The organism is Arthrobacter luteolus NBRC 107841 (assembly GCF_001552075.1).
Lineage (GTDB): Bacteria > Actinomycetota > Actinomycetes > Actinomycetales > Micrococcaceae > Arthrobacter_B > Arthrobacter_B luteolus.
In genome coordinates this window covers 1-24000 of the sequence record NZ_BCQM01000015.1, presented here as the reverse complement: position 1 = coordinate 24000, position 24000 = coordinate 1, and the positions used below count along the sequence as shown (strand labels likewise).

Sequence of the window (24000 nt, the reverse complement as noted above, 5' to 3'; positions counted from 1 at the left end):
AGGAAGCCCCTGACGCCCTCCAGCGTCGGGGGCTTCCGCATTCCTGGAGGAAACATGCTACGGCACAAGAGTGACCACCCTACAAAGAACTGCACCCTCGAAGGGTGCGAACGGCCGCTCCGAGCAAAAGGCAGATGCGCCGCCCACTACAACCAAATGTATCGACCGGGCAGGCCCAATCGCCACGAATACAAGCTCTTCGCCTGCGCCTTCTGCGGCAAGGAAGTCATGAGGTCCACAGGCGGCGGTAGGAAGTATGGGGCCACCTGCTCTAATCAGTGCCGTCAGTGGCTTGTCAGGCCCTACAGTAAACTGCCGGCCGACCACTGGGCCCGCTGGTACGGCAAGACAAGCAAGTGGAAGCCTCCAGCCGCACCGAAAGAGCCCCGCCGCATTCGATGCGCGTGGTGCGATGCCGAGCATGAAACCCTGCAGACTGCCGCCCGCTACTGCAGTAAGCCGTGTGCGAAACGGGCAAGCAAGGCGCGACGACGGGCAAGGGAAACAGGAGCGCCCGGCGAATACACATGGGGCCAAGTCATCAAGCTCCACCTACTCGCAGGCAGGCGCTGCTCCTACTGCGACGTACAGGTAGCGCAACCAGAGCCGGACCATGTCGTACCAATCAGCCGAGGTGGACGCAACGACATCGGTAACATCCTTCCCTGCTGCCAGCGATGCAACGGCGACAAGGGAGACATGACCCTCACTGAGTGGGCCGCGTATCGAGAGCGCCGGGGTAAGACGCCAGTTCGCACGGAGTTCAGCTTCGAAGACAACCGCTTCAAGCACCTAGTGACAGGGCAGGCAACGGGGCGATCGCGCAGACTCAGAACCGAGTTCGCGCAGGCTGCCTGACCCGCCGCGACCCCACCCCCCTGGACCAAAGGGGGCACTCGAAGCCCCACCGCCGGTGAGGTGAAAAAAGTCCGCGGAGGGTTCAAGACTTTTGGAAAGGCGGTGATCCGCGATGGTTGCTGGTGGTTTTCGTGCTCGTTCTGGCCCTGCCCCGGATCCCGATTCCGGCCGCTCTGCCGCTCGTGGCTTGGATTTTCAGGCGTTGCCTTCTGAGGGTTTCACCGGTGAGATTCCGGATTTTCCGTTGGACCCGATTGTGCTGTTTGCGGAGCATTTCGAGGACGGCGCGAAGGTTCGTGAGGTGGATGAGGATGCTTCGGCCGACTTCCGTTCCCGTGAGGGTGTCGTGTGGGCTGAGGCTTGGCGTTCACCACAGGGCGCCGCGTGGGCTGTGGAGTCCTGGCGTTGGCCTGTGGTTGCCGAGTATTGCCGTCTGAAGGTCACCGTTGAGCTGGATCCGGGGTCGAATGCAGCTTTGGTGGGCCAGCTTCACCGCTACCGGGAGCAGATTGGCCTGACTCCTGCGGGGTTGCGCCTGAATGGCTGGCGGATCGCCCGGGATGAGGTGGGAGCCAAGCGTGAATCAAAGGATTCCACTGTGAAGCCTGATGGCAAGAAGTTGTCGGCGCGTGAGCGCAGATTGAAGGCTGTGGGTGATGAAAAGTGAGCCACGTAATGCCTCGGAGGCGCTGCGGTGGTGGTCTGGTCCGACGCTGGACATCGTGCCGGCGTGGATTGAGCAGCATTGTGTTGTTCCTGATGGGGATTTTGACCAGGACGGCAAGAAGCCTGCGTTTGAGCTCCGGGATTATCAGCTCTGTTTCATAGGTAACCATTACGCTGTTCGCCCGGATGCTGACCCTGATGTGAAGTCCGCGGCGTTTGTGCACCGTTTGTCGGTGTTGGTTGATGCTCAGAAGAAGGGTAAGTCGCCGTTGGCGGCTGCACTGATCTGTGTTGAGGCTGTGGGGCCTGCGCTGTTCGCGGGTTTTGCTCGTGGTGGGGAAGTTTGGGATTGCCGGGACCATGGCTGCGATTGCGGTTGGGTTTATCCGTATGAGCCGGGTGAGCCGATGGCTAAGCGGTGGTCTTCTCCGCTAATTCAGATCACGGCGAACTCTGAGGCGCAGACGGCGAATACGTTCGACTCACTGCGGCCGATGATCGACTTCGGCCCCTTGGCTGAGCAGATCACACGGACTGGTGAAGAGGTTATCCGCCTCCCCGGTGGCAAGCAGTGCCAGATTGTGCCGGTTACCGCGAAGGCGAAGAGCCGCCTGGGCCAGCGCGTCACGTACGTCCTGTGGGATGAGGGCGGGCTGTACGACACCGAGGGCATGTGGAACGTCTACCGCACCCAGTCCCGCGGCCTGACAGCCATGGGCGGCCGCGGCGTCATCATGACGAACCCAGACGATCCGGCAACTGACAACGTCGTGAAGGACATCCTGGAGAACCGGGCCGATAAGACGGTCTACGTCCAGCACATCGAGCCTCCGAAGCACCTGAAGTGGACGCGCAAGGATGACCGCCGGAAGATCCTGAAGTTCAACTACTCGGACGCACCGTGGGTCCTGATGAACCTGCCTGGACTTGAGGCGGATATCGAGGCTGCGATGCGCCGCGACCCTGCCGAGACTGAGCGGTTCTATGGGAACCGACGCGTGCAGGGCTCGGGCTCTTGGCTGAAGGAAGTTCCCTGGGATGGCAAGGCTGCCCCGCGGGAAGTCCCTGACGGTACTGCGATTGTCCTTGCCGGCGACCTGTCGAACAACAACGACTGGACCGGCTTCCGCGCCATGACGGCAGACGGCTACCAGTTCACGCCGACGTACGGGATCAACCGTGAGCCGACGATCTGGAAACCAGATGGTCTGGCTGGGCTGATTCCTCGCGGTGAGGTTCGGGCAGCGTTCGATGAACTGCAGGAACGGTTCAAGGTGGTTCGCTCGTACTTCGACCCGGCCGGCTCAGCACGTGGCATCTCGGCTGAGGCTGATGCCATGGAAGTCGTCGAGGATGACTCCTGGCGGCTTGAGCTGAAGCAGTGGCAAGCGAAGTACAAGGACGCCGATGGCAAGCCCACCGTGTTTGCGTGGGAGACCGCCAGCGTGTCCAAGGTGCACCCGCTCCTCGAAGCGTTCAAGCAAGCAGTGAACGGCGAGGAATCACAATTCCGGCATGACGGCTGCCCGACAACCAAGATCCACGTCCTGAACGCCATTGTTCGTGCGCGTACGGGGCAGCGGTACATCATCGGCAAGCCCAATGAGATCCAAAAGATCGACCAGGCCATGTCGTCCATCGTCTGCTACGAGGCGTGGTCGGACGCGCTCGTCGCCGAAGAGTTCATTGAAGACGACATCGACAACCGCATGTTTACGTTCTAGGAAAGGCGGTGCGCCGTGGCTTTGAGCCTTGAAGAGACCAACCTCGTCTCAGCACTGGCAGCCCAAGCCACGGCCAATCAGCCCGGCGATCTGAAGAATGATCGCTACTACGAGGGTGCGCAGCGGCTTGAACACATCGGCCTTGCTGTGCCTCCTGAGCTGCGACGGTTCGAGACGGTTGTGAACTGGTCTCGCACGACGGTTGATTCCGTGGGTGACCGACTGAAGATGCGCCGATTCTTTATGCCTGGTGAAGAGAAGGCGTCCGAAGCTCTCCGCGAGGGCTGGGACGCGAATAACCTGGACTCTGAGTCGGTCATCCATCATCAGGAGACCATGATTCTCGGACGCGGTTTCGTGACGGTGGGCGCGAATGAGGAAGATCCCGAGCACCCGCTAATTACGGTGGAGTCGCCGCGGGAAATCAGTGTCTCGATTGACCGCCGTCACCGCCGTATCAATGCCGCCTTGCGCCTGTATGGGCAGGACCCAAGGGGTTTGCAGCCGAGCTCGGCAACGCTCTACCTGCCGGACTCTACGCAGTGGCTTGAGCGCCAATCTAACGGCAAGTGGCTGGTGGTTGACCGCGACGACCACCGTCTAGGCCGCGTCCCGATTGTGATGTTCCTGAATCGGCGCCGAGTTGGTCAGTGGGTCGGTGTTTCTGAGATGAAGGACATCATCCCGCTTGTGGATGCTGCAGCGCGGTCTCTGACTAACCTCCAGATCGCCGCCGAGACTCATTCCGTACCTCAGAAGTATGTCCTAGGCATGTCCAAGGGTGACTTTGTGGACAAGGATGGCAATCCGATTCCGGCGTGGCAGGCGTATTTCTCCGCTATTTGGGCGAATGCCAACAAGGACGCGAAGGTTGGGCAGTTCGCGGCGTCGGACCTCAAGAACTTTCACGACACCGTGAACCATTACGGGCAGCTTGCTTCCTCGATTACGGGCCTTCCGACGCGGTATTTCGGGCAGACGTCGGTGAACCCGGCGGCTGAGGGTGCGATCCGCGCTGACGAATCCCGCCTGATCCTGAACGCCGAGCGCAAACAAGCTAACTTCGGCGACGGCTGGGGCTGGGTCATGGCCCTGTATGAACGCTTCCGCACAAACGAGTGGCCTGACGGCAACCGGATTAACACCGAGTGGTACGACGCCGGCACCCCAACGAAGGCGCAGACCGCTGATGCGATGTCGAAGCTCTACGCCAATGGCCAGGGCGTCCTTTCCCGCGAAGGCGTATGGGACGAACTCGACTGGTCCGAGGCACGGAAGGACCGTGAGCGCGAGTACTTCGCCAAGGAGTCCACAGATCCGTACCTTGCACGGCTAGACGCGAAGGATGCCGCTGATGGCGCTACAGAGGGTTCCTGAGGCGGCGCGGGCTTACGCGTCTGAGCAGCGTTCCGAGATTGGCGCGGCACTAGCCGCAGTGCATCGTCTCTGGCGGCGCGTAGGTCCTGACTTTGACCGGTCCTACGCCCGCGTTGAGCCCGACTTGCTGCGGGTGCTGTTCACGGCGCAGGAGCGTGTTGCCAACGGCGCGCTGGCCTACGTTCCTGCGGCCCTCGGTGAGGCACCGTCACCGCTCTACGAATCCGCGGGCTCGCGCTTTGTGGGCGTTGCTGGTGATGGAATGCCGGTTGCCTCAATGGCGTACGGCGCGGTCATCCAGGCGAAACAGGCCGTGGGTTCCGGACTCGACGTCGCTTCGGCGCTCGCTCAGGGCGGCAGGCAACTAACCCTCTCTACCGGAACCTTACTGTCTGACACTGGCCGCACTGCTGAGAAGGTTTCCGGCGGCGCACACAGGGTCAGGCTGTGGACACGGATGTTGAACCCGCCGTCGTGTGGGCGGTGCGTGATCCTGGCCGGTAAGACGTTCGCGCAAAGTGAGGCCTTCGACCGTCATCCGGGCTGTGACTGCCGCAACGTGCCTTCTAGCGAGGACACGGGCGATGATTCCCGCACGGATCCGCACTCTTACCTCTCGGGCCTGCCCGAGGCTGAGCAGGACCGCATTCTGGGGTCTAAGGCCAACGGGCAGGCGTTCCGTGACGGCGCCGATATGAACCAGCTCATCAACGCTTACCGCAAGGCGGGCGCTGTGAGGCCGGGGCAAATTCACGGGCGGGCAATCAAGTACACCCGCGAGGGCACAACTCGCCGCGGGCACGCCTACTGGCAGATGTCCCAGGCGAAGTACATCAAGGAGCAGGGTGTGTTCCGGGATGGGTCCAAGTATCTCCGTGTGAAGTCCCCGCGACTCATGCCCGAAACCATTTACAAGATAGCTAAAGACCAGCCGGACGCTAAGCGTCTACTGAGCCTCTACGGCTGGGTTTTCTAGCCCCCATAATCTCCCCCCAATGCGCGATGCTCGGGGGTTTTTCTATCCGCGATGGAGGAACCAATCATGTCTGACCCAATCGAACCGCAGAATCCGAACCCTCAGGGCGACCCTGAGCAGCTTGGAGATAGCGGTAAGAAGGCGCTCGATACTGAGCGTGCCGCACGTAAGGCTGCGGAAGTTAGGGCTGCTGCTGCTGAATCCCGCGTAACTGAACTGGAAACCCAGATCGGCACGCTGGAGACCACGCATCAGCAGGCGCTTGCAGAAGTTACGCAGGCGGCTACCGACGCGGAGGCCCGTGCCGCTAGTGCGGAGGGCAACACGCTCCGCTACAAGGTGGCACTCGAGAGCGGCGTGCCCGCAAAGCACATCGGACGGCTGCAGGGCGACACCGAAGAAGCGCTCCGCGAGGATGCTGCATCTTTCGTCGCTGACATCGTGCCGGGAAAGACAACCCCGAAGCCCGACCTGTCGCAGGGTCCTAAGGGCGGCGACGCACCACAGTCAACGGCGGATCAGTTCGCCGCACAGTTGGCTGACTTCTAACCACACTTCTTCCCTTGAAAGGGGATCACCATGGCTGGCATTGATGTCAACCGCACTACCTCCGGGATCGTTCTGACCCCCGAGCAGTCCGCAGAGATTTGGTCTGCCGCGGAGTATGCATCCGCCGTGATGCAGCTCGCGCAGAAGATCGACCTCCCCGGCTCCGGCATTTCCGTACCGATCATCACCGGCGAGCCCGAAGCTGACTGGGTTGATGAAACCGCCGAGAAGCCGGTTTCCCGACCGACGTTCGACAACAAGATGATGACCCCGTACACCGCGGCCGTCATTGTTCCGTTCTCGAACCAGTTCAAGCGTGACAAGGCTGCCCTGTACAACGAGGTTGTCCGCAAGCTCCCCCAGGCTCTTGCCCGCAAGTTCGATCAGACCGTCTTTGGTCTGTCTTCTGGAGCTCCCGGCTCGAACTTCGACACCCTCGGCGGCGCTACCCAGGTTGGCATCGCTGGTGACACCTACGCCGGCCTTGTTGCCGCCGACCAGGCTGTCTCCACTGGCGGCGGTCTGCTGAACGGTTGGGCACTGTCTCCGCAGGCTCGCGGCCTCCTGCTTGGCGCCACGGACAGCACGGGTCGCCCGCTGTTCACCTCCGGTGTTGGCTCTGATGCTGTGCCGTCGCTCCTGGGCGCACCGACCGCGATCACTAAGGGTGTCTATTCCGCTGACATCGACGGGGCCGGCGCGGGCACGGCTGCACGTCTGGGCTTCGCCGGCGACTGGACTTCAGCTCACTACGGTGTTGTTGAGGAAATCCAGCTCGACATCTCCGATCAGGCCACCATCAACGATGGCGGCACGCAGCTCAACCTGTGGCAGCGCAATATGTTCGCTGTTCGCGTTGAGTTCGAGATCGGCTTCCGTGTCCGCGACATCGCGCACTTCGCGCAACTCACCAACGCAACCCAGGCGTAGCCAGTGGCTCGCCTGACTACCTCAAGTTCTACCGCCGTCATTGACGTGCCGGATGAGCTTGTGGAGCGTTACGTCGCCGCAGGGTGGACGAAGGTCGAACCGAAGGCAGCAAAGCCCGCGGCTAAGTCAAGTAAGTAGGAGGGAGTGCGGCCATGACGTACGCGACGGTTGAAGATGTGGTGGCACGTTTTGGCCGCACCCTGACTGCTGGTGAATCCGCGCAGGTAGGTGAATGGCTGGAGGACTTGTCCTCGGACGTTCGGCTCCGCATCCCGGAAGTAGAAGTCCACGCGCAGGGCGACCCGGATTATGGGCGCCTCGTGAAGCGTGTGATTGCTGAGACGATCATCGCGAAGCTGCGGAACCCGGAAGGGCTTCGGCAGTACACGGAGAGCGTTGACGATTATTCACGGACGAAGACCGTGGATAAAGCCAACTCGTCCGGGCGGCTGTTTATCAGCGATGAGGATTGGTCGCTCCTGTTGCCGGCAACGGCTGGGGATGCGTTCACGATTCGTTCGGTGGCAACCCCAGGGTTCGCTACCCATCCGGGGGTGTTCTGGTGAGCATTGAATCGTTGCTGATGGACGGCCGCACTGCAGCCGAGGCCCTCATGGTGGATACCTGCCGGATTGAGCGTCCGGGTGAGGTGGTCACGGATCCGGAGACGGGTGCCGTGTCGCGACCCCATGAGCGGGTCTACGAAGGCAAGTGCAAGATCCAGCAAACGATGGCCCAGTCACGGTCTGCTGAGGCTGGCGGTGCGGTGTTTACGGTGCTGGATACCCGCCTAGATATTCCGATTGGTGCGGGTCCGATTGCGCCGAATGACCGCGTGGAAATGCTGACCGGCGTGTACAACCCGGCACTGATTGGGAACGTTTACCGGATCACGGAACCGTTCGAGAAGTCATTCCCGACAGCGCAACGGCTACGGGTCGAGGAGTTGGCCTAGTGGCGGCCGACAGCTCAGAACTTGATGGGCTGACTGATGACCTTGAGAAGGTGCCGGCGCGCATGGTGCCGAAGCTGCGCGGGGTGGTCGCGAAGTCGGCACTGAATACGAAGAAGATCATGCAGGCGGATGTCAGGAAGTCGAGGCACTTCAGGGGCAAGAAAGCGCCCGGCTTGGATGCCTCCATTGACTACGACCTGAAGGTGCACGCGTTTGCCGGGGATGGCGTTATAGAGGGTGTCATTGGGCCGAATCCTGAACGTTACCCGGCGGCTGGCTTGGCGGGCATCGCTTACTTCGGAACGTCACGCCCGGGCGGCGGGACTGTCCGCGACCCGACCGACGCCATGTTGGAGGAAGCCCCGAACTTCTACGAGTGGGCTTTCAAAGCGACGGAGGGCCTGCTGTGATCCTTGACCATTACCGGGCTGTTCAGGCGTTGCTGCCGCAGGGTGTGCAGTCGTACCTGATCAACGTTCCTGGCAAGCCTGTGTACCCGTACGTGGTGCTGTGGGGAAGCCTTGGCGTGGAGTCCTCTGGGGACGAGTCCGGCGACTCCTTGGGTGACCTCCCACGGTCGTTCGCGCCCCGGATCCGCGCCACATATGTGGGGCTGAGCCCGGATTCCATGATCATCACAGCCCAGCGTGTCAGGGCGTCCCTAAAACGGGCACGACCTGTGGTTGCCGGAAGGGCTTGTTCGAAGCTCAAGCAGGGCACTCTGACGGACGCTCAGACGGATAACGACGTCGTGGTTGATGGCCAGCGTCCCGTGTATGCGGTGGATGAGTTCACCTTCGTTTCCGACGCGGACTAGCACCGCCCAATCCCATTCGTAAGGCCCTCCTGACCGGGGGCCTTTTTCTATGCCCTGAGGAGGGTCCATGGCGTTCGTGATCGCCCACAACAACGAGACCGGAGAGACACAGCGAGTCCCTGAGCACTGGCTTGGCGACGGCTCCCACCCCGAGTTTCAGAAGTTCACCAAGTCTCCGCGTCCCAAGGCGCCGGGCAAGCAGGCCGTGCAGGCCGAAACCAACGAGAAGAAGGAGAGCTAACCATGCCTCGTGTATTGGGTGACGGCAAAACTAAGTTCACCGTCCTGACGACCCGCCCGGCGAACCCGAAGGCGCCGACTGTGACAGAGCTGAATGCGGGCATTGACCTGTCGCAGAAGACTCTGGCGTCGGACTTCAATTGGTCCGCCACTGACTCGGACAAGATCGCTGAGAAAGCACTGAGCGAGTCCGGGAACAGCAACGCCATCGGGGCCTCGAACTACACCACGGGCATCACGCTGTGGCGGTACTTCGATGAGGTGACCGGTGCCGTGGATGCCGAAGAGGACGCCGGCTTCACGGCAACCCGGGAGAAGGGCACCACCCTGTGGGCCTATGCCCGGGAAACGGCCAAGGACTCCGACGAGGACTGGGCCAGTGGGGATGACATCTACCTCGGCGGTGAGGTCCTGACTGATACTCCGCAGCGCCTGGATGGGTCCGGGTTCATCAAGCGGCGCATCCCGCTGGAGATGCAGCGCGGTTTCGACAACATCAAGGTCGCCGCGGCCTAACCCCACGAACTGGTGCCCGCCTGTGATCAGGCTCCGGGCGGGCACCCCAATCCTTTCGAGCCTGAACCCCATTACCTACTTAGGAGCCTGAACCCCTATGTCTGACCTGACCCCTGAAACTTTTGACCTTGGCGCGTGGCTGACCGATGCGAAGCTGCCGGAACAGTCCGCCACCGTATACCAGCGCGCCGACCTGATCGGCGAACTGGCCGACTTGGAGCGCCGTATCCGCAACGAGGCGGAGGTCGCCCCGGGCGAAACTCCTGCCGGCGGATCCTCCCTGGTGCAGGCGTACCGCAAGGTCGTCGCCCAGTTCGAGGCGTCGAAGCTGACCGTGTACGTGCAGGCGATCCCGGATGACCGGCAGCAGGAAATCGCTGAGAGCGTTGGTGACCCCCTGCCCAAGGACGCTTCCCCGAAGGACAAACAGCAGCGCATGCATGCCATCGGCAGTGCCGTCCTGGCTGAGGCAATCATCGGCATGTCCGCCGGAACCGACACCCGCAAGCCCGTTCGTCTGGCACCCGAGCAGATTGGCGAGCTGGAAGCCAAGATCGGTTCCGCACAGATGCAGGCCATCAACACTGCATGGGTTCGAGCCTGCAAGGAACTGCCCTCCGTGGACGCCGATTTTTTGCAGAAGTTCTCCTCACCGGCAAGTGGGGACGCATAGTCCAACTCCTGGAGACGGCGGACCGGTTCGTCCGGCCGCCGTCCCACTGGTTGGGGAACACCACGGGTGAGTGGTCAAGCAAGGACTTCCCCCTCACCTTGGCGTTCACGATCTACCAGGCCCGCATGTGCGACTGCGGGCACGACCGGATGATCTGCCGGCATCCGGATAACGACGGCTGGTTCAAAGCCAAAACCAGTACGTGCCACGCGAAGGCTGAGGTTGAACGGCTGACGGGTGCGAAGGGCTACAAGCCGGAGCCGGGACAACTGGTCTACGCCGAATATACGCGCCCCTCGAGCAAGCCATTGCCTCCATTCCCCACGCCCTAATCGGCGGCGCTTCATGCCGCCATCCCCACCCCATGGAGGTTTGTCATGACTGAGCGCCGGGTAGCCGTCCGATTTAGTGCCGAAGTTGCAGGGTACGTCCGGGCGATGGGTGAGGCTGCGGGGGCAACACGGAAGACCAAGAGCGCCGTCGATGAAACGGGCAAGGCCAGCGAGCAGGCATCGCAGAAGTCACGCACCGCGGCCGAGGTTGAGGCTAAGGCAGCCCAGCAGGCGGCGAAAGCAGTTGGCCTGCACTACGAGGCGACGGGTCAGCTCGTTGACGCCAACGGGAAGGCGCTCACGTCATCCCAGGCGGCTGCCATGGGAGTGGAACAGTTCTCCGACGCCGTCTACGTGTCCGGGCGCGAGGTCGAAGAGGCAGCCGAGAAATCCCGGCTCGCCGCCGAACGGCAGAAGGAAGCATGGGCTTCGGTCGGCCCGGTCATCGCTGCCGCAGGTGCCGCGACGGTCGCGGCGGTCGGTCTCGCAGTCACCAAGTACGCGTCCTTCGACAAGGCCATGTCTTCCGTTCAGGCTGCCACGCACGAGACTGCGGCCAACATGGAGCTGCTGCGTGAGGCTGCAATGCGGACCGGCGCCGACACTGCGTTCTCTGCGGAAGAGGCTGCTCAGGCCATCGAGGAGATGGCGAAGGCCGGCGTTTCCACTGCGGATATTCTCGGCGGTGGCCTTGATGGAGCCCTGGCATTGGCTGCGGCTGGTGCTTTGAGTGTTGGTGAGGCTGCGGAGACCGCCGCCTCGGCAATGACTCAGTTCAAACTCTCCGGTTCCGACATCCCGCACATTGCTGATCTGCTCGCTGCTGGGGCAGGCAAAGCTCAGGGTTCCGTTCATGACCTTGGCATGGCCTTGAATCAGGCTGGTCTTGTCGCATCGCAGACGGGCCTCACCATCGAGGAAGCCACGGGTGGGCTTGCAGCGTTCGCATCTGCTGGCCTGATCGGGTCGGACGCTGGCACGTCTTTCAAGACGATGCTGCAGCGACTGAACCCGCAGTCTGAGGCAGCTGCAACCGCGATGTCTGACCTTGGCCTGTCCGCTTACGACTCGTCGGGTGAGTTCATTGGCCTGGCCCAGTATGCGGGCAACCTGCAGGACGCCTTGAAGGACATGTCTTCCGAGCAGCGCAATGCAACCATGCAGACCCTGTTTGGATCTGATGCTGTCCGCGCTGCCGCCGTCCTGTACCAGCAGGGTTCGGAGGGTGTGCAGGAATGGATTGACGCTGTCGACGATGCTGGTTACGCGGCCGAGACTGCTGCGATCATGCAGGACAACCTGGCCGGCGATCTGGAAAAGCTCGGCGGCGCCATGGACACCGTGTTCCTCAAGTCTGGATCCGGAGCCAACGACGCCCTGCGCGGACTGGTCCAGACAGGTGAGGACTTCATAGACCTCATCGGGCAGATCCCTGGACCGGTGCTGTCTGTTATTGCTGGCATTGCTGGGCTTGCCGGTGGAGCTGCGGTGCTTGCGGGCGGTTTCGTCACGCTGGCACCCAAGGTGTTTGAGACGGTCGGGCATTTCCAAGCCCTTCGCGACACCTCGCCTGGACTCACCTCCAACCTTGGAAAGGTCGCCAGAGCCGCGGGCATAGCCAGTGCAGCGTTTATTGGCTTCCAGATTTTGAAGGAAATCAACAACGGAGTGTGGGCGCCGGCGTCGAAGGGCCTCGAGCGGATTGCAAACTCCATGGTGGACGCAGCGAAATCAACGGACCGCCTCGATGCCGCTTTCAAGTCCGCCGAGTGGGCCAACGGCAACAGCAAGAGCCGGATGGCTGGCACCATCGAAGGAATCGATGGAGTCGGATCAGCCATTGCCCGGATCGACAACAAGAACTGGAACGAGGCGTTCTCCTCATGGGGTAACGAAATCCTCAACTGGGGCGACAAATGGCAGGCACTAAACGAGGATCTGACATCGGTTGATGCAACCCTTGCTGGCTATGTGTCCAGTGGAAACGCAGCGTCCGCAGCCTCGGCATTCAAGCAGATCGCCAAGGACGCAGAAGCCTCCGGAGGCAGTGTCGAGGGCGCAGCTGAGAAGTTCCCGGACTACTTGGACTCGCTGCGGAAGCTTGCGACCCAGGCGAAAGTGAACCTCTCAGAGCAGGAGCTTCTGAACTGGGCCATGGGCAAGACTCCGCCGGCCATGCTCGCCGCCGCAGAGTCATCCGAGGAGACCGCCGCCGCACTTGGCGACATGGGTGGCGAAGCTGCGGAAACGGCAATGTCCCTCGAAGACATTGTTGAGGCACTGTTCCTGCTTGGCGAAATCAGCATGTCGTCCCGTGATTCCACGGCGGCTTTCCATGACTCACTGCGCAGCATGCATGAGGCGACGGTGGCCGCGGCAAACGGAACCCTCGGACTCGGCGCGGTACTCAACGAGACAGCAACGGACTTCGATCTCACAACCGAGGCCGGGGCTGCCGCGAACGCAGCATTCCAGGATGTCGCACGTAGCGGCATGGCTGATGTTGAGGCTAAAGCCCGTGAAGGCATGGGCCAGCCTGAACTGCAGGCCAACCTGCAGACCACGTATGACAGCTTGGTCAACGCCGCAAATGGCATGGGCATTGAAGGTGAAGCTGCCGATGCCCTTGCCCGGAAGGTTATGGGCATCCCACCGGACGCCGACACAACCGCGTACTTCCACGATGCGGCAGCCAAGTTGGCTATGGACTCCCACAACGCGGAGCTGAATGCCATGGATGGGCGTGTGGTCCGGACCTATCTGGAGCACTACGAAACCACATTCAAGGACACGGTTCTGGGCAAGGGCGCCAGCCCCAAGCCCGGCGGAGGCGTCCTGCTTCCCGAACGGGCGTCCGGTGGTCGCCTACCCACCACTGGTCCGGGCACGGATCGGACGGACGGCATTCTCGGGATTTCCTCCGATGGTGTGCCGATGTCGTGGGTGGATGCGGGCGAGTGGATCATCAATTCCCGCTCGAGCGAGAAGTACAACCGTGAGCTGGCAGCGATCAATGCCGGCACGTTCCCGCAACTGCCCGGGTACGCGTCAGGTGTGCGCGTCGGGCGGGAGTACAGTGCGCCGGCCGCAGGTTTGTCCGGTGGATCAAGGCAGGTCATTGAGAAGCATTACCACAACCACATCAGCGCCGGTCCCGGCTTGGAGCAGTCCTATGCGCGGACCATCGCAGCTGAGGCAACACAGCGGCAACGCGACCTGCAGAACGCTTACGGAAACTAAGGGGGCCTAATGAGCATGCTCTACGCAGCACCCGCTCGAACACCAGCCCCGCCGGTTGATGAACTCCAACGTGACGGGATAGACCTAACGTGGACCGGCTGGGATGGAAGCGTGTGGGATCTCGGGGACGGCGTCAGTGGCGTTTATCTGCTGGCGGGGACTCGGGGCCTGCATATGCCGCAAGGCACTCGGCACCGTGACGCGTCCCCCGGGGCGAACGGTTCGCAGCACCGCGGGACTATCTGGCATGAGCGGGAGGTGTTCTTCCCGGTCAAGACGTGGCATGGCGGTACGGGTCCGGAGTGGATGGAACGGGACCGTGCATTCTGGCGAACCATGGACCCTGATCGTTTGGGGCGCTGGACGGTAGTTCATCGGGGCACGGGGCAGCGACGACATCTTGATTTGCGATACGAGCCCTCAACCCCGGAGCCCGGCTTCGACACCCTGCCGTCACTGCAGCGATGGGCGCACTACGGGATCTATCTGACAGCCGATCAGCCGTTCTGGGTTGGCCAGCCGTCGGTGATGTCCTGGAAGGCACCTGCCTCCCCCGGCCCATTCTTTGAACCGACCGGGCCGCATTTGTTCAACCTTGGACAAGGGTTCTCGTTCGAGAGTGCGGCAATCAGCAACCCTGGCGACATTGATTCACCGCCCGTCTGGTATGTCGATGGGAACTCCGAGCCTGGGGCATGGGTCGGCATTGGTGGACGCAAGGTCACCATTCCGTTCGCCGTTCCCGCTTGGTATTGCCTGGTTATCGATTCGGACCCGACGCGGATCGGAGCGACCATGTACGAAATCACCGCCAGTGGGATCGCCAAGAAGCCGTCCGAGCGGGTCATAGGCGTGGACATGATCAAGCCAGTGGACCGCTCCCGGGACTTGGGTGCGGCGGACTTCGCCCCTATCCCTCCGGGGGTGCAGGTCCCTTTGCAGCTGTCACTTGAGGGGACAGGCGCCATTGAGGTTGCCGTCCCTGCCCTGTACAAGCGGGCGTGGTGATGGGTATGCGGATCACGGTTTACGACAAGGACCGTAAGTATGTCGGGCAGGTTGGCGTACCGCTGTCTTTGACGGTGACACCCCGAGAGTTCCCACTCATTGGTACCGCGAGCATGAGTGTCTCGTTGGAGGACAAACAGTTCGCGAGCCTGCGGGCTGAGGGTGCTCGCGTGGTTTTTGAGAAGGATGGGGATCATCTACTGTCGGGGCCTGTTGATGAGGTCACGATAGACACGGAATCCAATGCCATGGACATCACGGTGCTGGATGATGCGTGGATCCTGCGTGGCATCCTCGGCTGGCAGGTGCCCGGCTCGCCGATCAATTCGCAAGGCGGAGCGGAGTACCGAACCTACTCCGGCAAAGCAGAGACAGTTGTGAAGCAGATCGTCCGCGAGAACGGCGTGAACCGACTGCGCATCCCAGGGCTAGTAGTCGCCCCGGATCAGGGACGGGGAGCGGACGTTCCTGGCGGTGCTTCCTTCCGAATGCACCCTCTCCCGGACCGGCTTTACCCGGGCGTGGAGATGGCGGGCATTGGCCTAAGGGTGCGGCAAATGGGCGCGGAGCTGGTCTTCGATGTGCATGTGCCCCGCACCTACCCCAACACGCTTTCCGTCGAGGGGCGGACCATCAAGAAAGCGGTGCACACTCGGCGCCGACCACAAGCTTCACGGGCGGTTATTGGCGGATCCGGTGAAGGCAAAGCCCGACAGTTCCGGGCGATCACCGACACGCAGCGGGAAGCCTCACACGGGTTCTGCGGCGAGACATTCCGGGACGCACGAGACGTCAACCCGGAGGAGTTGCCTGGCGGCGCTGCCGAAGCGGACACGGTCATGGACGCCCGAGGGTGGGAAACCCTTGCAGAGAACGGCGTAGTTGATGGGCTGTCCATCACATTGGCCGAGTCCTCCGCGTTCACCTATGGCAGCAAGGGAGTCCTTGTTGGAGACCGGGTGCCCGTGCGAGTCCGCGGGCAAGTCATTACGGACATTGTGCGCGAGGCAGTCATTGAGTGGATCACCCCAGATTATGCCCGGGCCACTCCGGTCATCGGTGAGCAGGTCAGTCCGGAAGTGCGGCAGGCCAAGACACTAGCGGCGTTGAAAGAATCGCAACGCAAAGAGGAGAGAGCCTAATGGCCACAAAAAGCACCTTCTATGACACGGCCCCCGGCGAGGGCGTCAAGGAAACAGTATGGGCGGAGTCTGCCATCTCTCGCGGCGCCCCGTATGGGGTCATTGGGGATGCGCTGAAACTATCGGCGCACCCGACGACGCCATACGCAGTGAATCTCGCGCCGGGGAAATTCTTCGGGCATGGCGTTTGGGATGAGCTGGACGCACCTCAGCGGGTGGATTCTGTGGCTCCCGCGAATGGGGTGCTGCGGTGGGATCTGATCGCACCTCGCCGTGATTGGCAGCCGACCGGCGGCGGGCCGACCTCCTATGTTTCGATTCGTGGAGGATCCGCGGCCGCAATCCCTTCCGCCCGGGAGAATCGGCCTGGCACTGTGGACGATCAGCCCGCGTGGCTTGTCCAGTGGAAGGGTGGCGAAACCCAGCCCCAGCAGATTATCGACCTGCGCTGCTGGCCCGGCCCGGGCGGCGTAGAGGTGGCGCACAAGCTGGCGCTGGATTACCTCAAGTCCCCGGGTGCTGCGGTGAAGCTCGGCTCATCTACGTGGCGGTATGAGCTGCAGTCGAACGGCGTGTGGGGTTGGCGAGAGTACCCATTCAGGGTGAACGCTTTGTCGTATACGCCAGCATGGTCCGGGTTCGAGAATCGGGGAGACACCCACGTTTCGAAGGGCCTGTACTGGGTTGAGGGTGACAAGGTCACCGTGCAGGCCATGATCCAGTCGGGTCGGGGTGCGTCCTTGGGGTTGGGGACGATTGGTTTCTCCTTGCCCCCTGGCTTTCCGGCTGGGGCTGACTTCATGGCTTCGGGGTCTGGCATCCACAGCATGTCAGGTACCGGCGGCCTGCTGCGGACGGTCATTCCGGTGGTGGGCCCAGGTCAGGCCGGTGCAACACTTTGGGTGGACAAGGACCCGTTCGTATCGCCTGGCCGAGCCGGGTACGGCTGGGGTGAGGGCTCTACATTCCACGTGCAGATCGCATACCGGACGTAACATCCAAAATCTGATCGTTGTTTCAGCACCCCGCACGGGTGCTTTTTTTGTACCCAAATCAAGGAGGGCACCCGTGTGGACCCCGCATTTCTTACCGCACTTGTCCCCCTGCTCGCGGCGGTTGGTGGCGGAATGGCGTTCCTCATCAACCGGGCTGATAAGCGCCGGGAGCGGAATGAGGCGCTGTTGATTGAGCATCTGAAATCGCAGCTGCAGGAGAAGGACAAAGAGAACCGCAAGCTCCGCCGGGAGAACAAACGGCTGCGGGCTGACGGGACGTGTTGGCGTGAGCAACTGATCGCCAACGACATCAAACCCCAGCCTGAGCACTGGACCGAACCGGAGGACGACGATGGCGAATGACCTAATGGCGGAGGAATGGGCGAAGAAAGCCGCTCGGGACCGGCGACGGATCCGGGCTTTGCTGGCGGGTGTGGTGGCGATGTTCGTTGTCCTTGCTGTCATGTCGGTGGCGATATATCAACTCACCACCGCCGACCGGGACGCCGCCCAGGCGGAGGCTGCCACCCAGCAGACGCAGAAGCAGGAGATCGCGCAGGAAGCACAGGCTGTTATTTGTACCGCGGCCGACGTCGACGTTTACGACGAAGCGTTGTGCTCGCGCCTTGAAGCCGTGTCTCAGGAGCCCAGCCCGGCAGCTGTTGGCCCGAAGGGTGACAAGGGCGATCCGGGGCGGGATGGGCGCGACGGCAAGGATGGCGTGCCAGGACTCAAGGGCGACAAGGGCGACGACTCAATGATCCCCGGTCCTGCAGGATTCGCAGGGCTCACGGGGCTTGCCGGCCCTGCTGGCGCGGACGGCAAGGACGGTGCCCCGGGCCTCGACGGGGCGCCAGGCAGAGACGGCATGAACGGTACAGATGGGGTTGCAGGGGCACCAGGCGCTGACGGCGCGGACGGCCGCGGCATCAGCTCCGTCACCTGCGAAGGCACCGGAGACACCTCCTACTGGGTGGTCACCTATACGGACGGCACCACCCAAACCAGCACCGGCCCCTGCCGCCTCACCACACTCCCACCCACCACGGAGGCATCATGACCATCTTCGACCGCTGGCCTGTTGCCCTCGCAGACGGCGCATACATCAGCCAAGACTTCGGGGTGGAGAACACCTGGGAGAGTCCGCCCTGGCATAAAGGGATCGACATCGCCGCACCCGCCGGCACCCCCATCGTCGCACCCTGTGACGGGTTCATCGTCTGGGCGTCGTTCGGAACATTCCCACCCGGCAACACCTGGGAAATGATCCCCTTCAACGGCGGCTCCGGAGGCTGCACCATCCTCCAGCCCTCCGCGCCCGGAGCATCAGCCATCCAAACCAGTTTCAGCCACCAGTCACGCATCGACGTGAAGCCCGGAGACTTTGTCCGGGCAGGCCAGATCATTGGGGCGGTCGGCTCCACCGGGAACAGCAGTGGTCCACACACCCACTGGGAAGCGTTCATCGACTACGCCGAGGGTATCTACCCAGCAGGCACGTTCTACGGCCGCGTCAACCCCCGGGACTACTTCACAACATCCACCGTCATCACCCTAGGCACAGGCGGCAAGGGCACAGTGCCCGCCGGCGCCGTCACTCCCGAGGAGGGAAACATGGCAGTACAAATCGAAGCACAGCAAGCCGAAGACATCGCCAAACGAGCAGCGGCCCTGGTGATCGAGCAACTGAACAACCGGCTCCTCATCAACCCCGTGCAGGCGGAGTCCATCGTCGCCGCCACCACAGCCCGAACCATCGAAGGCGTGAAAGCTCAAGCAGACGGCAAGACCATCAACCGGCAGCAGGCAGACGACATCGCACAGGCCGCAGCCCGCTACAGCAAGGAGAAGTAGATGAACACGTTCACCCCCGCCGTCCGCAAGTGGATCTACGGCCTCGTCGCTGCAGGCATCCCGATCCTTGTCCTATTCGGGACCGTCGCCGCCGAAGACATTCAGGTCTGGCTCAACTTCGCCGCCGCGGTGCTTGGCCTTGGTGCCGCCGGGCTGGCACTGCCGAACACGCCAGCCAGCACCGAGGACCCTCCGAAGCCCCTGCCGTAACCCTCCCGCACCACCAAAGTCTCAGGGCCTCCTAGGGGGTCCATTTTTATGCCCTAGGAGGCTCCTCTTGGCTTTTTACCCTTCCATCCCTGCATCTGACGGCACGTCGATGACGCCACCGGAGAACGCTGAGTTCAAGGTGTACGAACTTTCGGACACCACGTTCTCGAGCCCACTCCCGTTGCAGTCCACATCTGGCTTGAACGCGGCGCCGCTCGTGACCACAGGGCAGGGAGTCTTGCCACCCGTAAACGTTGTGTCGCCGAACTTCCGGCACGTCTTCAAGTCCGGTGAATGGGAGTGGGAACGGCAGTCGTTCGACGGGGCGCAGGAGGCGACGGAGAAGGCTGCTGAAGAGGCTGCCCGGTCAGCGGCAGCGGCAGAGAAAGCCGCGTCTGAGGTGACGAAACCCGCCGATCAGGCCGTTGATGAAGGCATCAAGCGCGCCGACCTGCCCGCAAAGGTGGCTACGGCGGTGGCTGCCGCACCGGCCGTAGTAGCCGCCGCGGCTGCTGCCGTCGATGCCAACCCTAAGTTCAACGAGCTAAAGGCGGCAACAGACCGGATTGATGCCACAGCAGTCTTCAGCGGCGACCCGCGACTCCTGGAGGAAGTGTCCAGCGATGAGATTTCGTTCGGCATTGTTGACCAAGAGGGGCGCCGCCTATGGTTGGAAGCGGGCCTTGACGGCAAGCCAACACCCTACGCGGCGGGCCTCGCTGGAGGAGCAGTCGGAGTCCAAGAGGCAATCTTGGAAGATATCGGCTTCGCGGTGGTGGATAGTCAGGACCGCATCGTCTTCGCTCCGCCACTCGACTATCCAACTCCGGACTGGGCCCACTGGGGAGACTCCATCACCGACGATCTGGTGACAGGTGAGGACGCCTGGGTACGGAAGCTTGCTGCAAAAACTGGGCGGCACCACTACAACGGGGGTTGGTACAATCAGAAGCACGACCAGATCGCAGCCCGGCAGGGTGGCCTTCCTGCGCTGGTGACCGTTGAAGGAAATGCCACGAAGCCGGCGGGCGGGACTGTCATAAGTTCCATCTCGAACAGCCCAGTCCTCTACTCCAAGACCAGGTGGGTGCGGGGGACACTAGCTGGAGTGCCGGGGATGATCCAGCAGACATATACGGCGGTCACGTTGTTCTACCCCGACATCCCCGGCATAAATGTCATCCCCCCTCGGTCACTGTTCATTCCCGCTGATGGCTTGAATATGCGTGACAGGCACATAACCATATGGTCCGGACGCAACGACGTTCTCGAGGGTGACCCGGATCTCGTGGTTGGGTCAATTCAGTCGATGATTGACTATCTAAACACGTCAGTGAAGCGCGTATTGGTCCTGGAGGTCTTGCCCTCCACGTCTGATGGGGCCGCGGGGAAAGCGAAGCTCGATGCACTCAATGCGGCACTCAAGACGGCTTTCCGCCCTGGCTGGTTGCCCATTGCCTCGTGGTTGAGGACCGATGACGCTGCGACCGCCGCTGGCATCGCATTCACTAACCAGGACCGCGCCGACATTGCCGCATCCCTGACACCAACCTCGTTCCGCTCCGACTCCACACACTTGAGCGCCGCCGGTTGCGCGGCGGTCGCCTACCGGGTCCACCTAGAGGCCCAGAAACGAGGATGGCTGTAATGGCGAAACTCATTACCATCAACGGGTCGATAGCTAACCCGCTTGCCCCCCGGATCCTCCGCACCCCGGGCGTGGGGGGATACTCAGCTCGGTTCATCGCGAGCCATCTGGGGCTACCTGCCGGCGCAGCAGTGCCTTCATGGGATTCAGTAGGCGGAACCACCCCCATGACATTGGGCGTCTTGGGTAGCGCGCCATCAACCCTGACGGTCGGGGAGGCTGATGGCATCAGCCATGTGACGTCTCCGGGTGATTCCACAAATGGCGGGAGGCTCATCGGCCCTCACCTTGCCCAGCGGCCGCTGACTATTGCGGCAGTGGTCAGGATGCAGGCAGGGCGGGAAGACTTCATGGGTGTTTCCGGCAACTTCCTGACACGCCAAACGGGCGGGACTTATCAGGGCAAGAGTGGAACATCCACGGCCTACACCACCCGCAATACGGATGGCTGGGCATTTATCCTATTCGCTCAGGCGGCAGATAACTCATTTATTGTCCAAGCTGACTCCGCAGAGGCTAGCCAGGCCACGGGAGGGGCCGCCCCAGCAACCTATGGTGGACTATTCTTCGGCGCCACACAGGCCGGAGATAGTGCGGACGTGCGGGAAATCATCTACTGGCCCAAGCGCCTGAATGCCACTGAGCGCGGGCAGGTTCACGCGTACATGAAGGCCCGCTATCCCGGCCTGAGCTAATCTGCCAAGAAGTCCTTCAAGGTCCGCCCGTATTCCTCGGCTATTTCGTCGACCGTGCGGGGGGGCTCGAGGCCCACGGAGGCGAGAGTGGCAGTGTCCTGCCCATGGTTGAGGTACTCCGCGGATAATTCCAGTAGTCGTTTTGCAAGCATGTGCTGCATCCTATCCATTCTGCGCCCCACCCTTCACCGGGTGGGGCGCTTTTGTCAGTTAACTGGGAAAGAGCCGCCCATGACTGGACGGCTCTCCCAAACCTAGGCGGGATTCGAACCCGCGACCTGAAGCTTACAAGGCAACTGCTCTATCCGCTGAGCTACTAGGAACCTATCGGTGTAACGCCAATAGTCTGACGGGCATCTAACGATCCGTCAAGGTCTACGCTGGTTTAGTGTTCCCGAAGCCTTCCGAAGTCACGCACGCCCCGTACAGGCGCGAACCGTACATCCGCGTCCGATACCCCAACGGCACGACCGTAGACGCCAAAGCAGCCGCCTGGACACGCACACACGTCCTCGCACACTGGATGGACAACGACGCACAAGCACACAACGAATGGGTACCAGCAACAGCCGTCAAAAGGATCCCGCGAGACGATTCGGGGTGGCAGGACCCCTATGACCTGCTCTAATCGCGCAGGGTTCCGCCCAAGGCCGCTTGTGCATCCTCGGCCTCATACTGAGCCGCAACGATCGACCAATTAGGGCCATCCACCCACCGCTCCCCGGCTTCCAGTGGATTCTTCTGCAGGATCTCCTCGCGCATATCGTCAGAGGTGAACATCATCAGAATCACGTGCCCACAGCCAGTTTGTATCCAGCCCGCATCGTTGATATCAAGGCTAGTCCTGCTGCATTCCGTGTCGCCTCCAATGGCATCCTCATAGGCTGCAGCAAAGTCGTTGATGGACTGGTACGCGACGTCCTTCTCAGGGGTTGACGCGCAGCCAGCCAGTGCCAAGACCATGAGTGCCAGAACGGCGGCAGACTTCTTCATGCTTCCCCCAAACAAGTGACTGACGAGACTGGGATAAGTGTCCCACACGGCCCAACAATAGGCCGGGCAGCCTACTCCGATTCACCAACACATCCCCACGACTCGCCACTCTTCGTCGGGCAGCCTGGAGGAAGTGGGTATGGGATCCCGGCACGACGTCGCTCGATAGTCTCTTCGAGCAGCTCAAGCATGGTCTTGTCTCCATCGGGCGGATAAGTCATGCCGCACACAGTACGAGGCAGCGGTGACACTCATAAGACTCACCGGATACACAGGGATTCACAGGGGTGCGGGTTCGAGGACTGGGGGAGCGGGGGCAGCTTCCAATGCGGCAGGTGGATTCCAGCCGATGGAGGCCACTGCGGACGCCTGCTCCTCGACCAGCAGGTGTGCGTAGACGGTCGACGTCGTTGCCAACGACTCGTGGCCCATCCGCATCTGCACCACCTGCGCGGGAACTCCTGCCATGAGCTGCCATGACGCGAACGTGTGCCGCAGGGAGTGTGGGGTCAGGTGCTTAGTCAGGCCGGCGCGTTCCATCGTGTCGACCCACTGGCGGGCGGCGAAGCGGTGGGGGTGAATCTGCCCACCCCGCGGCGCCGTGAACAGCAAATCATCTGGCGCTTTATTCTTCGCCAGGGCGGCGAAAGCGTCCATGGCCCAGTCATCCACCATGATGACGCGGCGGGACCGTCGCGACTTCGGCGTGCCCAGCTCACGGCCGACACGCGCCTTCTTCCATGCGCGGACGACAGAGACCGTACGTGCCTTCACGTTCAGGTCTGAGACGCGCACAGCGGTCGCTTCACCGATCCGACAGCCCGTCACTAGTAGGAAGGCAATCAAGGGCTTGTAATGGTCCTGCATCGCCGCATAGAAGACTCCCCACTCTTCGCGGGTGAAGATTTCCTTCTCCTCGCGGATCCCATCTGACGGGACGGGGGCACCCTTAGCAACGTTGCGGTTGATATGTCCGGCGTCAACGGCGGACTGCAGTACGGAAGACAGCAGGCCGTGGGCATTGCGTACCGTCTTGGGTGCGACGGTCTCGATGGGGGAGAGGGGTTTGAGTCCGGCGGCCCGCTCCTTCGCCCGACGCTTCTGTGAGCGGTCCGTGGGCTGCTTCATCTGCCAGGTGATCCAACCGATCACATCGTCAACAGTGATGGTGTCGAGCGGGTAGTCACCAAGAGCGGGGAGCCATGTACGTGCCGCTTCACGCTCGTAGCCGGCAATGGTGCCGTCCTCGATGTTAATTGACTTACGTTCGAGATGCTTGCGGAACCACTCTTCGAGGGTGAGCATGCTGGACTTCTCGGTCTTGCCCAGGATCTTGAGGGCGGCCTGATAGCCGCGCTTCTCCACGATGTCCTTGATGCGCTCGGCACCTTCGAGGCTTGTGAGCGTGGGGGTGAACTTGAACTTGCCCGCGTCGTCGTAATACCCGACGCGGTAGCGCTCTCCGGACTTGCCTGTGCGGGTTTGAATTGTCGCCATTGGTAGCCCCATATCCTCTGATGTTCCGTCAGATGCTACCAAGTACCACTACCAAAACGACTGTGGGACACCGTTTCCGGTGTCCCACTAGGCGTTTTACTGGGG

At 62.0% G+C, this 24000-nt stretch carries 27 protein-coding genes; 24 read left to right on the top strand and 3 right to left on the bottom strand.

Translation table 11 applies throughout. The features are described 5' to 3' along the window. The first annotated feature begins 54 nt into the window (after window positions 1–54). The 24 genes from AL3_RS18190 (at window position 55) to AL3_RS16735 (ending at window position 21405) form a co-directional block, all read left to right on the top strand. On the top strand, window positions 55–858 hold the full coding sequence (locus AL3_RS18190) for an HNH endonuclease (RefSeq protein WP_151723962.1): 804 nt from the start codon (window positions 55–57) through the stop codon (window positions 856–858). Between the two features lie 112 nt (window positions 859–970). Beyond that, window positions 971–1525: a hypothetical protein gene (locus AL3_RS16845; protein WP_083521851.1), complete on the top strand. Its 555-nt coding sequence runs from the start codon at window positions 971–973 to the stop codon at window positions 1523–1525. Continuing rightward, the gene (locus AL3_RS16840) at window positions 1515–3248 is read left to right on the top strand and encodes a terminase large subunit domain-containing protein (protein WP_151723960.1); all 1734 of its coding nucleotides are present in this window, start codon (window positions 1515–1517) and stop codon (window positions 3246–3248) included. Before AL3_RS16845 ends, AL3_RS16840 begins: the two co-directional genes overlap by 11 nt. 15 nt (window positions 3249–3263) lie before the next feature. Next, a complete protein-coding gene (locus tag AL3_RS16835; protein ID WP_066303262.1) occupies window positions 3264–4625 on the top strand; it encodes a phage portal protein in 1362 nt (453 codons plus the stop codon). Beyond that, window positions 4603–5601, top strand: coding sequence for a hypothetical protein (locus tag AL3_RS16830; RefSeq protein WP_066303260.1), 999 nt, complete (start codon window positions 4603–4605; stop codon window positions 5599–5601). The genes AL3_RS16835 and AL3_RS16830 overlap by 23 nt, the downstream gene beginning before the upstream one ends. Window positions 5602–5667: 66 nt before the next feature. After that, the gene (locus AL3_RS16825) at window positions 5668–6150 is read left to right on the top strand and encodes a hypothetical protein (RefSeq protein WP_066303258.1); all 483 of its coding nucleotides are present in this window, start codon (window positions 5668–5670) and stop codon (window positions 6148–6150) included. A 30-nt stretch (window positions 6151–6180) separates the two neighbouring features. Next, on the top strand, window positions 6181–7080 hold the full coding sequence (locus AL3_RS18185; RefSeq protein WP_083521850.1) for a phage major capsid protein: 900 nt from the start codon (window positions 6181–6183) through the stop codon (window positions 7078–7080). 152 nt (window positions 7081–7232) lie between these two features. Beyond that, a complete protein-coding gene (locus tag AL3_RS16815; RefSeq protein WP_066303256.1) occupies window positions 7233–7646 on the top strand; it encodes a Gp19/Gp15/Gp42 family protein in 414 nt (137 codons plus the stop codon). Further along, a complete protein-coding gene (locus AL3_RS16810) occupies window positions 7643–8035 on the top strand; it encodes a DUF6093 family protein (RefSeq protein WP_066303255.1) in 393 nt (130 codons plus the stop codon). Before AL3_RS16815 ends, AL3_RS16810 begins: the two co-directional genes overlap by 4 nt. Next, entirely contained in the window at window positions 8035–8445 is a 411-nt protein-coding gene (locus AL3_RS16805; protein WP_066303254.1) for a hypothetical protein, read from the top strand. Before AL3_RS16810 ends, AL3_RS16805 begins: the two co-directional genes overlap by 1 nt. Next, the gene (locus tag AL3_RS16800; protein ID WP_066303252.1) at window positions 8442–8852 is read left to right on the top strand and encodes a hypothetical protein; all 411 of its coding nucleotides are present in this window, start codon (window positions 8442–8444) and stop codon (window positions 8850–8852) included. Before AL3_RS16805 ends, AL3_RS16800 begins: the two co-directional genes overlap by 4 nt. A gap of 67 nt (window positions 8853–8919) precedes the next feature. Further along, window positions 8920–9093 carry a hypothetical protein gene (locus AL3_RS18560; protein ID WP_157075276.1) on the top strand — a complete coding sequence of 58 codons (174 nt, stop codon included), beginning with the start codon at window positions 8920–8922 and terminating at the stop codon, window positions 9091–9093. A gap of 2 nt (window positions 9094–9095) precedes the next feature. Then, window positions 9096–9608: a phage tail tube protein gene (locus AL3_RS16795; RefSeq protein WP_151723959.1), complete on the top strand. Its 513-nt coding sequence runs from the start codon at window positions 9096–9098 to the stop codon at window positions 9606–9608. A gap of 97 nt (window positions 9609–9705) precedes the next feature. Continuing rightward, complete coding sequence (locus AL3_RS16790) at window positions 9706–10281, top strand: hypothetical protein (RefSeq protein WP_066303248.1); 576 nt, start codon at window positions 9706–9708, stop codon at window positions 10279–10281. 377 nt (window positions 10282–10658) lie between these two features. Beyond that, the gene (locus tag AL3_RS16780; RefSeq protein WP_083521849.1) at window positions 10659–13853 is read left to right on the top strand and encodes a phage tail tape measure protein; all 3195 of its coding nucleotides are present in this window, start codon (window positions 10659–10661) and stop codon (window positions 13851–13853) included. A gap of 405 nt (window positions 13854–14258) precedes the next feature. Next, window positions 14259–14861: a hypothetical protein gene (locus AL3_RS16775; RefSeq protein WP_151723957.1), complete on the top strand. Its 603-nt coding sequence runs from the start codon at window positions 14259–14261 to the stop codon at window positions 14859–14861. A 5-nt stretch (window positions 14862–14866) separates the two neighbouring features. Then, window positions 14867–16003 carry a Gp37-like protein gene (locus tag AL3_RS16770; RefSeq protein ID WP_161599347.1) on the top strand — a complete coding sequence of 379 codons (1137 nt, stop codon included), beginning with the start codon at window positions 14867–14869 and terminating at the stop codon, window positions 16001–16003. Further along, entirely contained in the window at window positions 16003–16998 is a 996-nt protein-coding gene (locus AL3_RS16765; RefSeq protein ID WP_066303238.1) for a hypothetical protein, read from the top strand. The genes AL3_RS16770 and AL3_RS16765 overlap by 1 nt, the downstream gene beginning before the upstream one ends. A gap of 75 nt (window positions 16999–17073) precedes the next feature. Continuing rightward, entirely contained in the window at window positions 17074–17361 is a 288-nt protein-coding gene (locus tag AL3_RS16760; RefSeq protein WP_066303236.1) for a hypothetical protein, read from the top strand. Next, window positions 17351–18058, top strand: a complete 708-nt coding sequence (locus tag AL3_RS16755; protein ID WP_066303234.1) for a collagen-like protein — start codon at window positions 17351–17353, stop codon at window positions 18056–18058. The genes AL3_RS16760 and AL3_RS16755 overlap by 11 nt, the downstream gene beginning before the upstream one ends. After that, complete coding sequence (locus AL3_RS16750) at window positions 18055–18852, top strand: M23 family metallopeptidase (RefSeq protein ID WP_066303232.1); 798 nt, start codon at window positions 18055–18057, stop codon at window positions 18850–18852. Before AL3_RS16755 ends, AL3_RS16750 begins: the two co-directional genes overlap by 4 nt. After that, window positions 18853–19062 carry a phage holin gene (locus tag AL3_RS16745; protein WP_066303230.1) on the top strand — a complete coding sequence of 70 codons (210 nt, stop codon included), beginning with the start codon at window positions 18853–18855 and terminating at the stop codon, window positions 19060–19062. Window positions 19063–19129: 67 nt separating this feature from the next. Next, window positions 19130–20710 carry an SGNH/GDSL hydrolase family protein gene (locus AL3_RS16740; RefSeq protein WP_066303228.1) on the top strand — a complete coding sequence of 527 codons (1581 nt, stop codon included), beginning with the start codon at window positions 19130–19132 and terminating at the stop codon, window positions 20708–20710. Then, window positions 20710–21405, top strand: coding sequence for a hypothetical protein (locus AL3_RS16735; RefSeq protein WP_151723955.1), 696 nt, complete (start codon window positions 20710–20712; stop codon window positions 21403–21405). The genes AL3_RS16740 and AL3_RS16735 overlap by 1 nt, the downstream gene beginning before the upstream one ends. Here the strand turns inward: AL3_RS16735 and AL3_RS18555 are convergent. The 3 genes from AL3_RS18555 to AL3_RS16720 all read right to left on the bottom strand — a co-directional run bounded on the left by AL3_RS18555 (window position 21402) and on the right by AL3_RS16720 (window position 23895). Then, window positions 21402–21557, bottom strand: a complete 156-nt coding sequence (locus AL3_RS18555) for a hypothetical protein (protein ID WP_157075275.1) — start codon at window positions 21555–21557, stop codon at window positions 21402–21404. The two genes, AL3_RS16735 and AL3_RS18555, sit on opposite strands and share 4 nt — an antisense overlap. Window positions 21558–22029: 472 nt before the next feature. Beyond that, entirely contained in the window at window positions 22030–22398 is a 369-nt protein-coding gene (locus AL3_RS16725; RefSeq protein WP_151723954.1) for a hypothetical protein, read from the bottom strand. A 279-nt stretch (window positions 22399–22677) separates the two neighbouring features. Then, on the bottom strand, window positions 22678–23895 hold the full coding sequence (locus AL3_RS16720) for a tyrosine-type recombinase/integrase (RefSeq protein ID WP_066303222.1): 1218 nt from the start codon (window positions 23893–23895) through the stop codon (window positions 22678–22680). Between the last annotated feature and the right edge of the window lie 105 nt (window positions 23896–24000).

What these genes read in the sequence shown, in the direction of transcription:
- AL3_RS18190 (WP_151723962.1), top strand. Translation starts at nt 55, where the DNA reads ATGCTACGGCACAAGAGTGACCACCCTACAAAGAACTGCACCCTCGAA.
- AL3_RS16845 (WP_083521851.1), top strand. Translation starts at nt 971, where the DNA reads ATGGTTGCTGGTGGTTTTCGTGCTCGTTCTGGCCCTGCCCCGGATCCC.
- AL3_RS16840 (WP_151723960.1), top strand. Translation starts at nt 1,515, where the DNA reads ATGAAAAGTGAGCCACGTAATGCCTCGGAGGCGCTGCGGTGGTGGTCT.
- AL3_RS16830 (WP_066303260.1), top strand. Translation starts at nt 4,603, where the DNA reads ATGGCGCTACAGAGGGTTCCTGAGGCGGCGCGGGCTTACGCGTCTGAG.
- AL3_RS16825 (WP_066303258.1), top strand. Translation starts at nt 5,668, where the DNA reads ATGTCTGACCCAATCGAACCGCAGAATCCGAACCCTCAGGGCGACCCT.
- AL3_RS18185 (WP_083521850.1), top strand. Translation starts at nt 6,181, where the DNA reads ATGGCTGGCATTGATGTCAACCGCACTACCTCCGGGATCGTTCTGACC.
- AL3_RS16815 (WP_066303256.1), top strand. Translation starts at nt 7,233, where the DNA reads ATGACGTACGCGACGGTTGAAGATGTGGTGGCACGTTTTGGCCGCACC.
- AL3_RS18560 (WP_157075276.1), top strand. Translation starts at nt 8,920, where the DNA reads ATGGCGTTCGTGATCGCCCACAACAACGAGACCGGAGAGACACAGCGA.
- AL3_RS16795 (WP_151723959.1), top strand. Translation starts at nt 9,096, where the DNA reads ATGCCTCGTGTATTGGGTGACGGCAAAACTAAGTTCACCGTCCTGACG.
- AL3_RS16790 (WP_066303248.1), top strand. Translation starts at nt 9,706, where the DNA reads ATGTCTGACCTGACCCCTGAAACTTTTGACCTTGGCGCGTGGCTGACC.
- AL3_RS16780 (WP_083521849.1), top strand. Translation starts at nt 10,659, where the DNA reads ATGACTGAGCGCCGGGTAGCCGTCCGATTTAGTGCCGAAGTTGCAGGG.
- AL3_RS16770 (WP_161599347.1), top strand. Translation starts at nt 14,867, where the DNA reads ATGCGGATCACGGTTTACGACAAGGACCGTAAGTATGTCGGGCAGGTT.
- AL3_RS16765 (WP_066303238.1), top strand. Translation starts at nt 16,003, where the DNA reads ATGGCCACAAAAAGCACCTTCTATGACACGGCCCCCGGCGAGGGCGTC.
- AL3_RS16755 (WP_066303234.1), top strand. Translation starts at nt 17,351, where the DNA reads ATGGCGAATGACCTAATGGCGGAGGAATGGGCGAAGAAAGCCGCTCGG.
- AL3_RS16750 (WP_066303232.1), top strand. Translation starts at nt 18,055, where the DNA reads ATGACCATCTTCGACCGCTGGCCTGTTGCCCTCGCAGACGGCGCATAC.
- AL3_RS16745 (WP_066303230.1), top strand. Translation starts at nt 18,853, where the DNA reads ATGAACACGTTCACCCCCGCCGTCCGCAAGTGGATCTACGGCCTCGTC.
- AL3_RS16735 (WP_151723955.1), top strand. Translation starts at nt 20,710, where the DNA reads ATGGCGAAACTCATTACCATCAACGGGTCGATAGCTAACCCGCTTGCC.
- AL3_RS18555 (WP_157075275.1), bottom strand. Translation starts at nt 21,557, where the DNA reads ATGCTTGCAAAACGACTACTGGAATTATCCGCGGAGTACCTCAACCAT.
- AL3_RS16725 (WP_151723954.1), bottom strand. Translation starts at nt 22,398, where the DNA reads ATGAAGAAGTCTGCCGCCGTTCTGGCACTCATGGTCTTGGCACTGGCT.
- AL3_RS16720 (WP_066303222.1), bottom strand. Translation starts at nt 23,895, where the DNA reads ATGGCGACAATTCAAACCCGCACAGGCAAGTCCGGAGAGCGCTACCGC.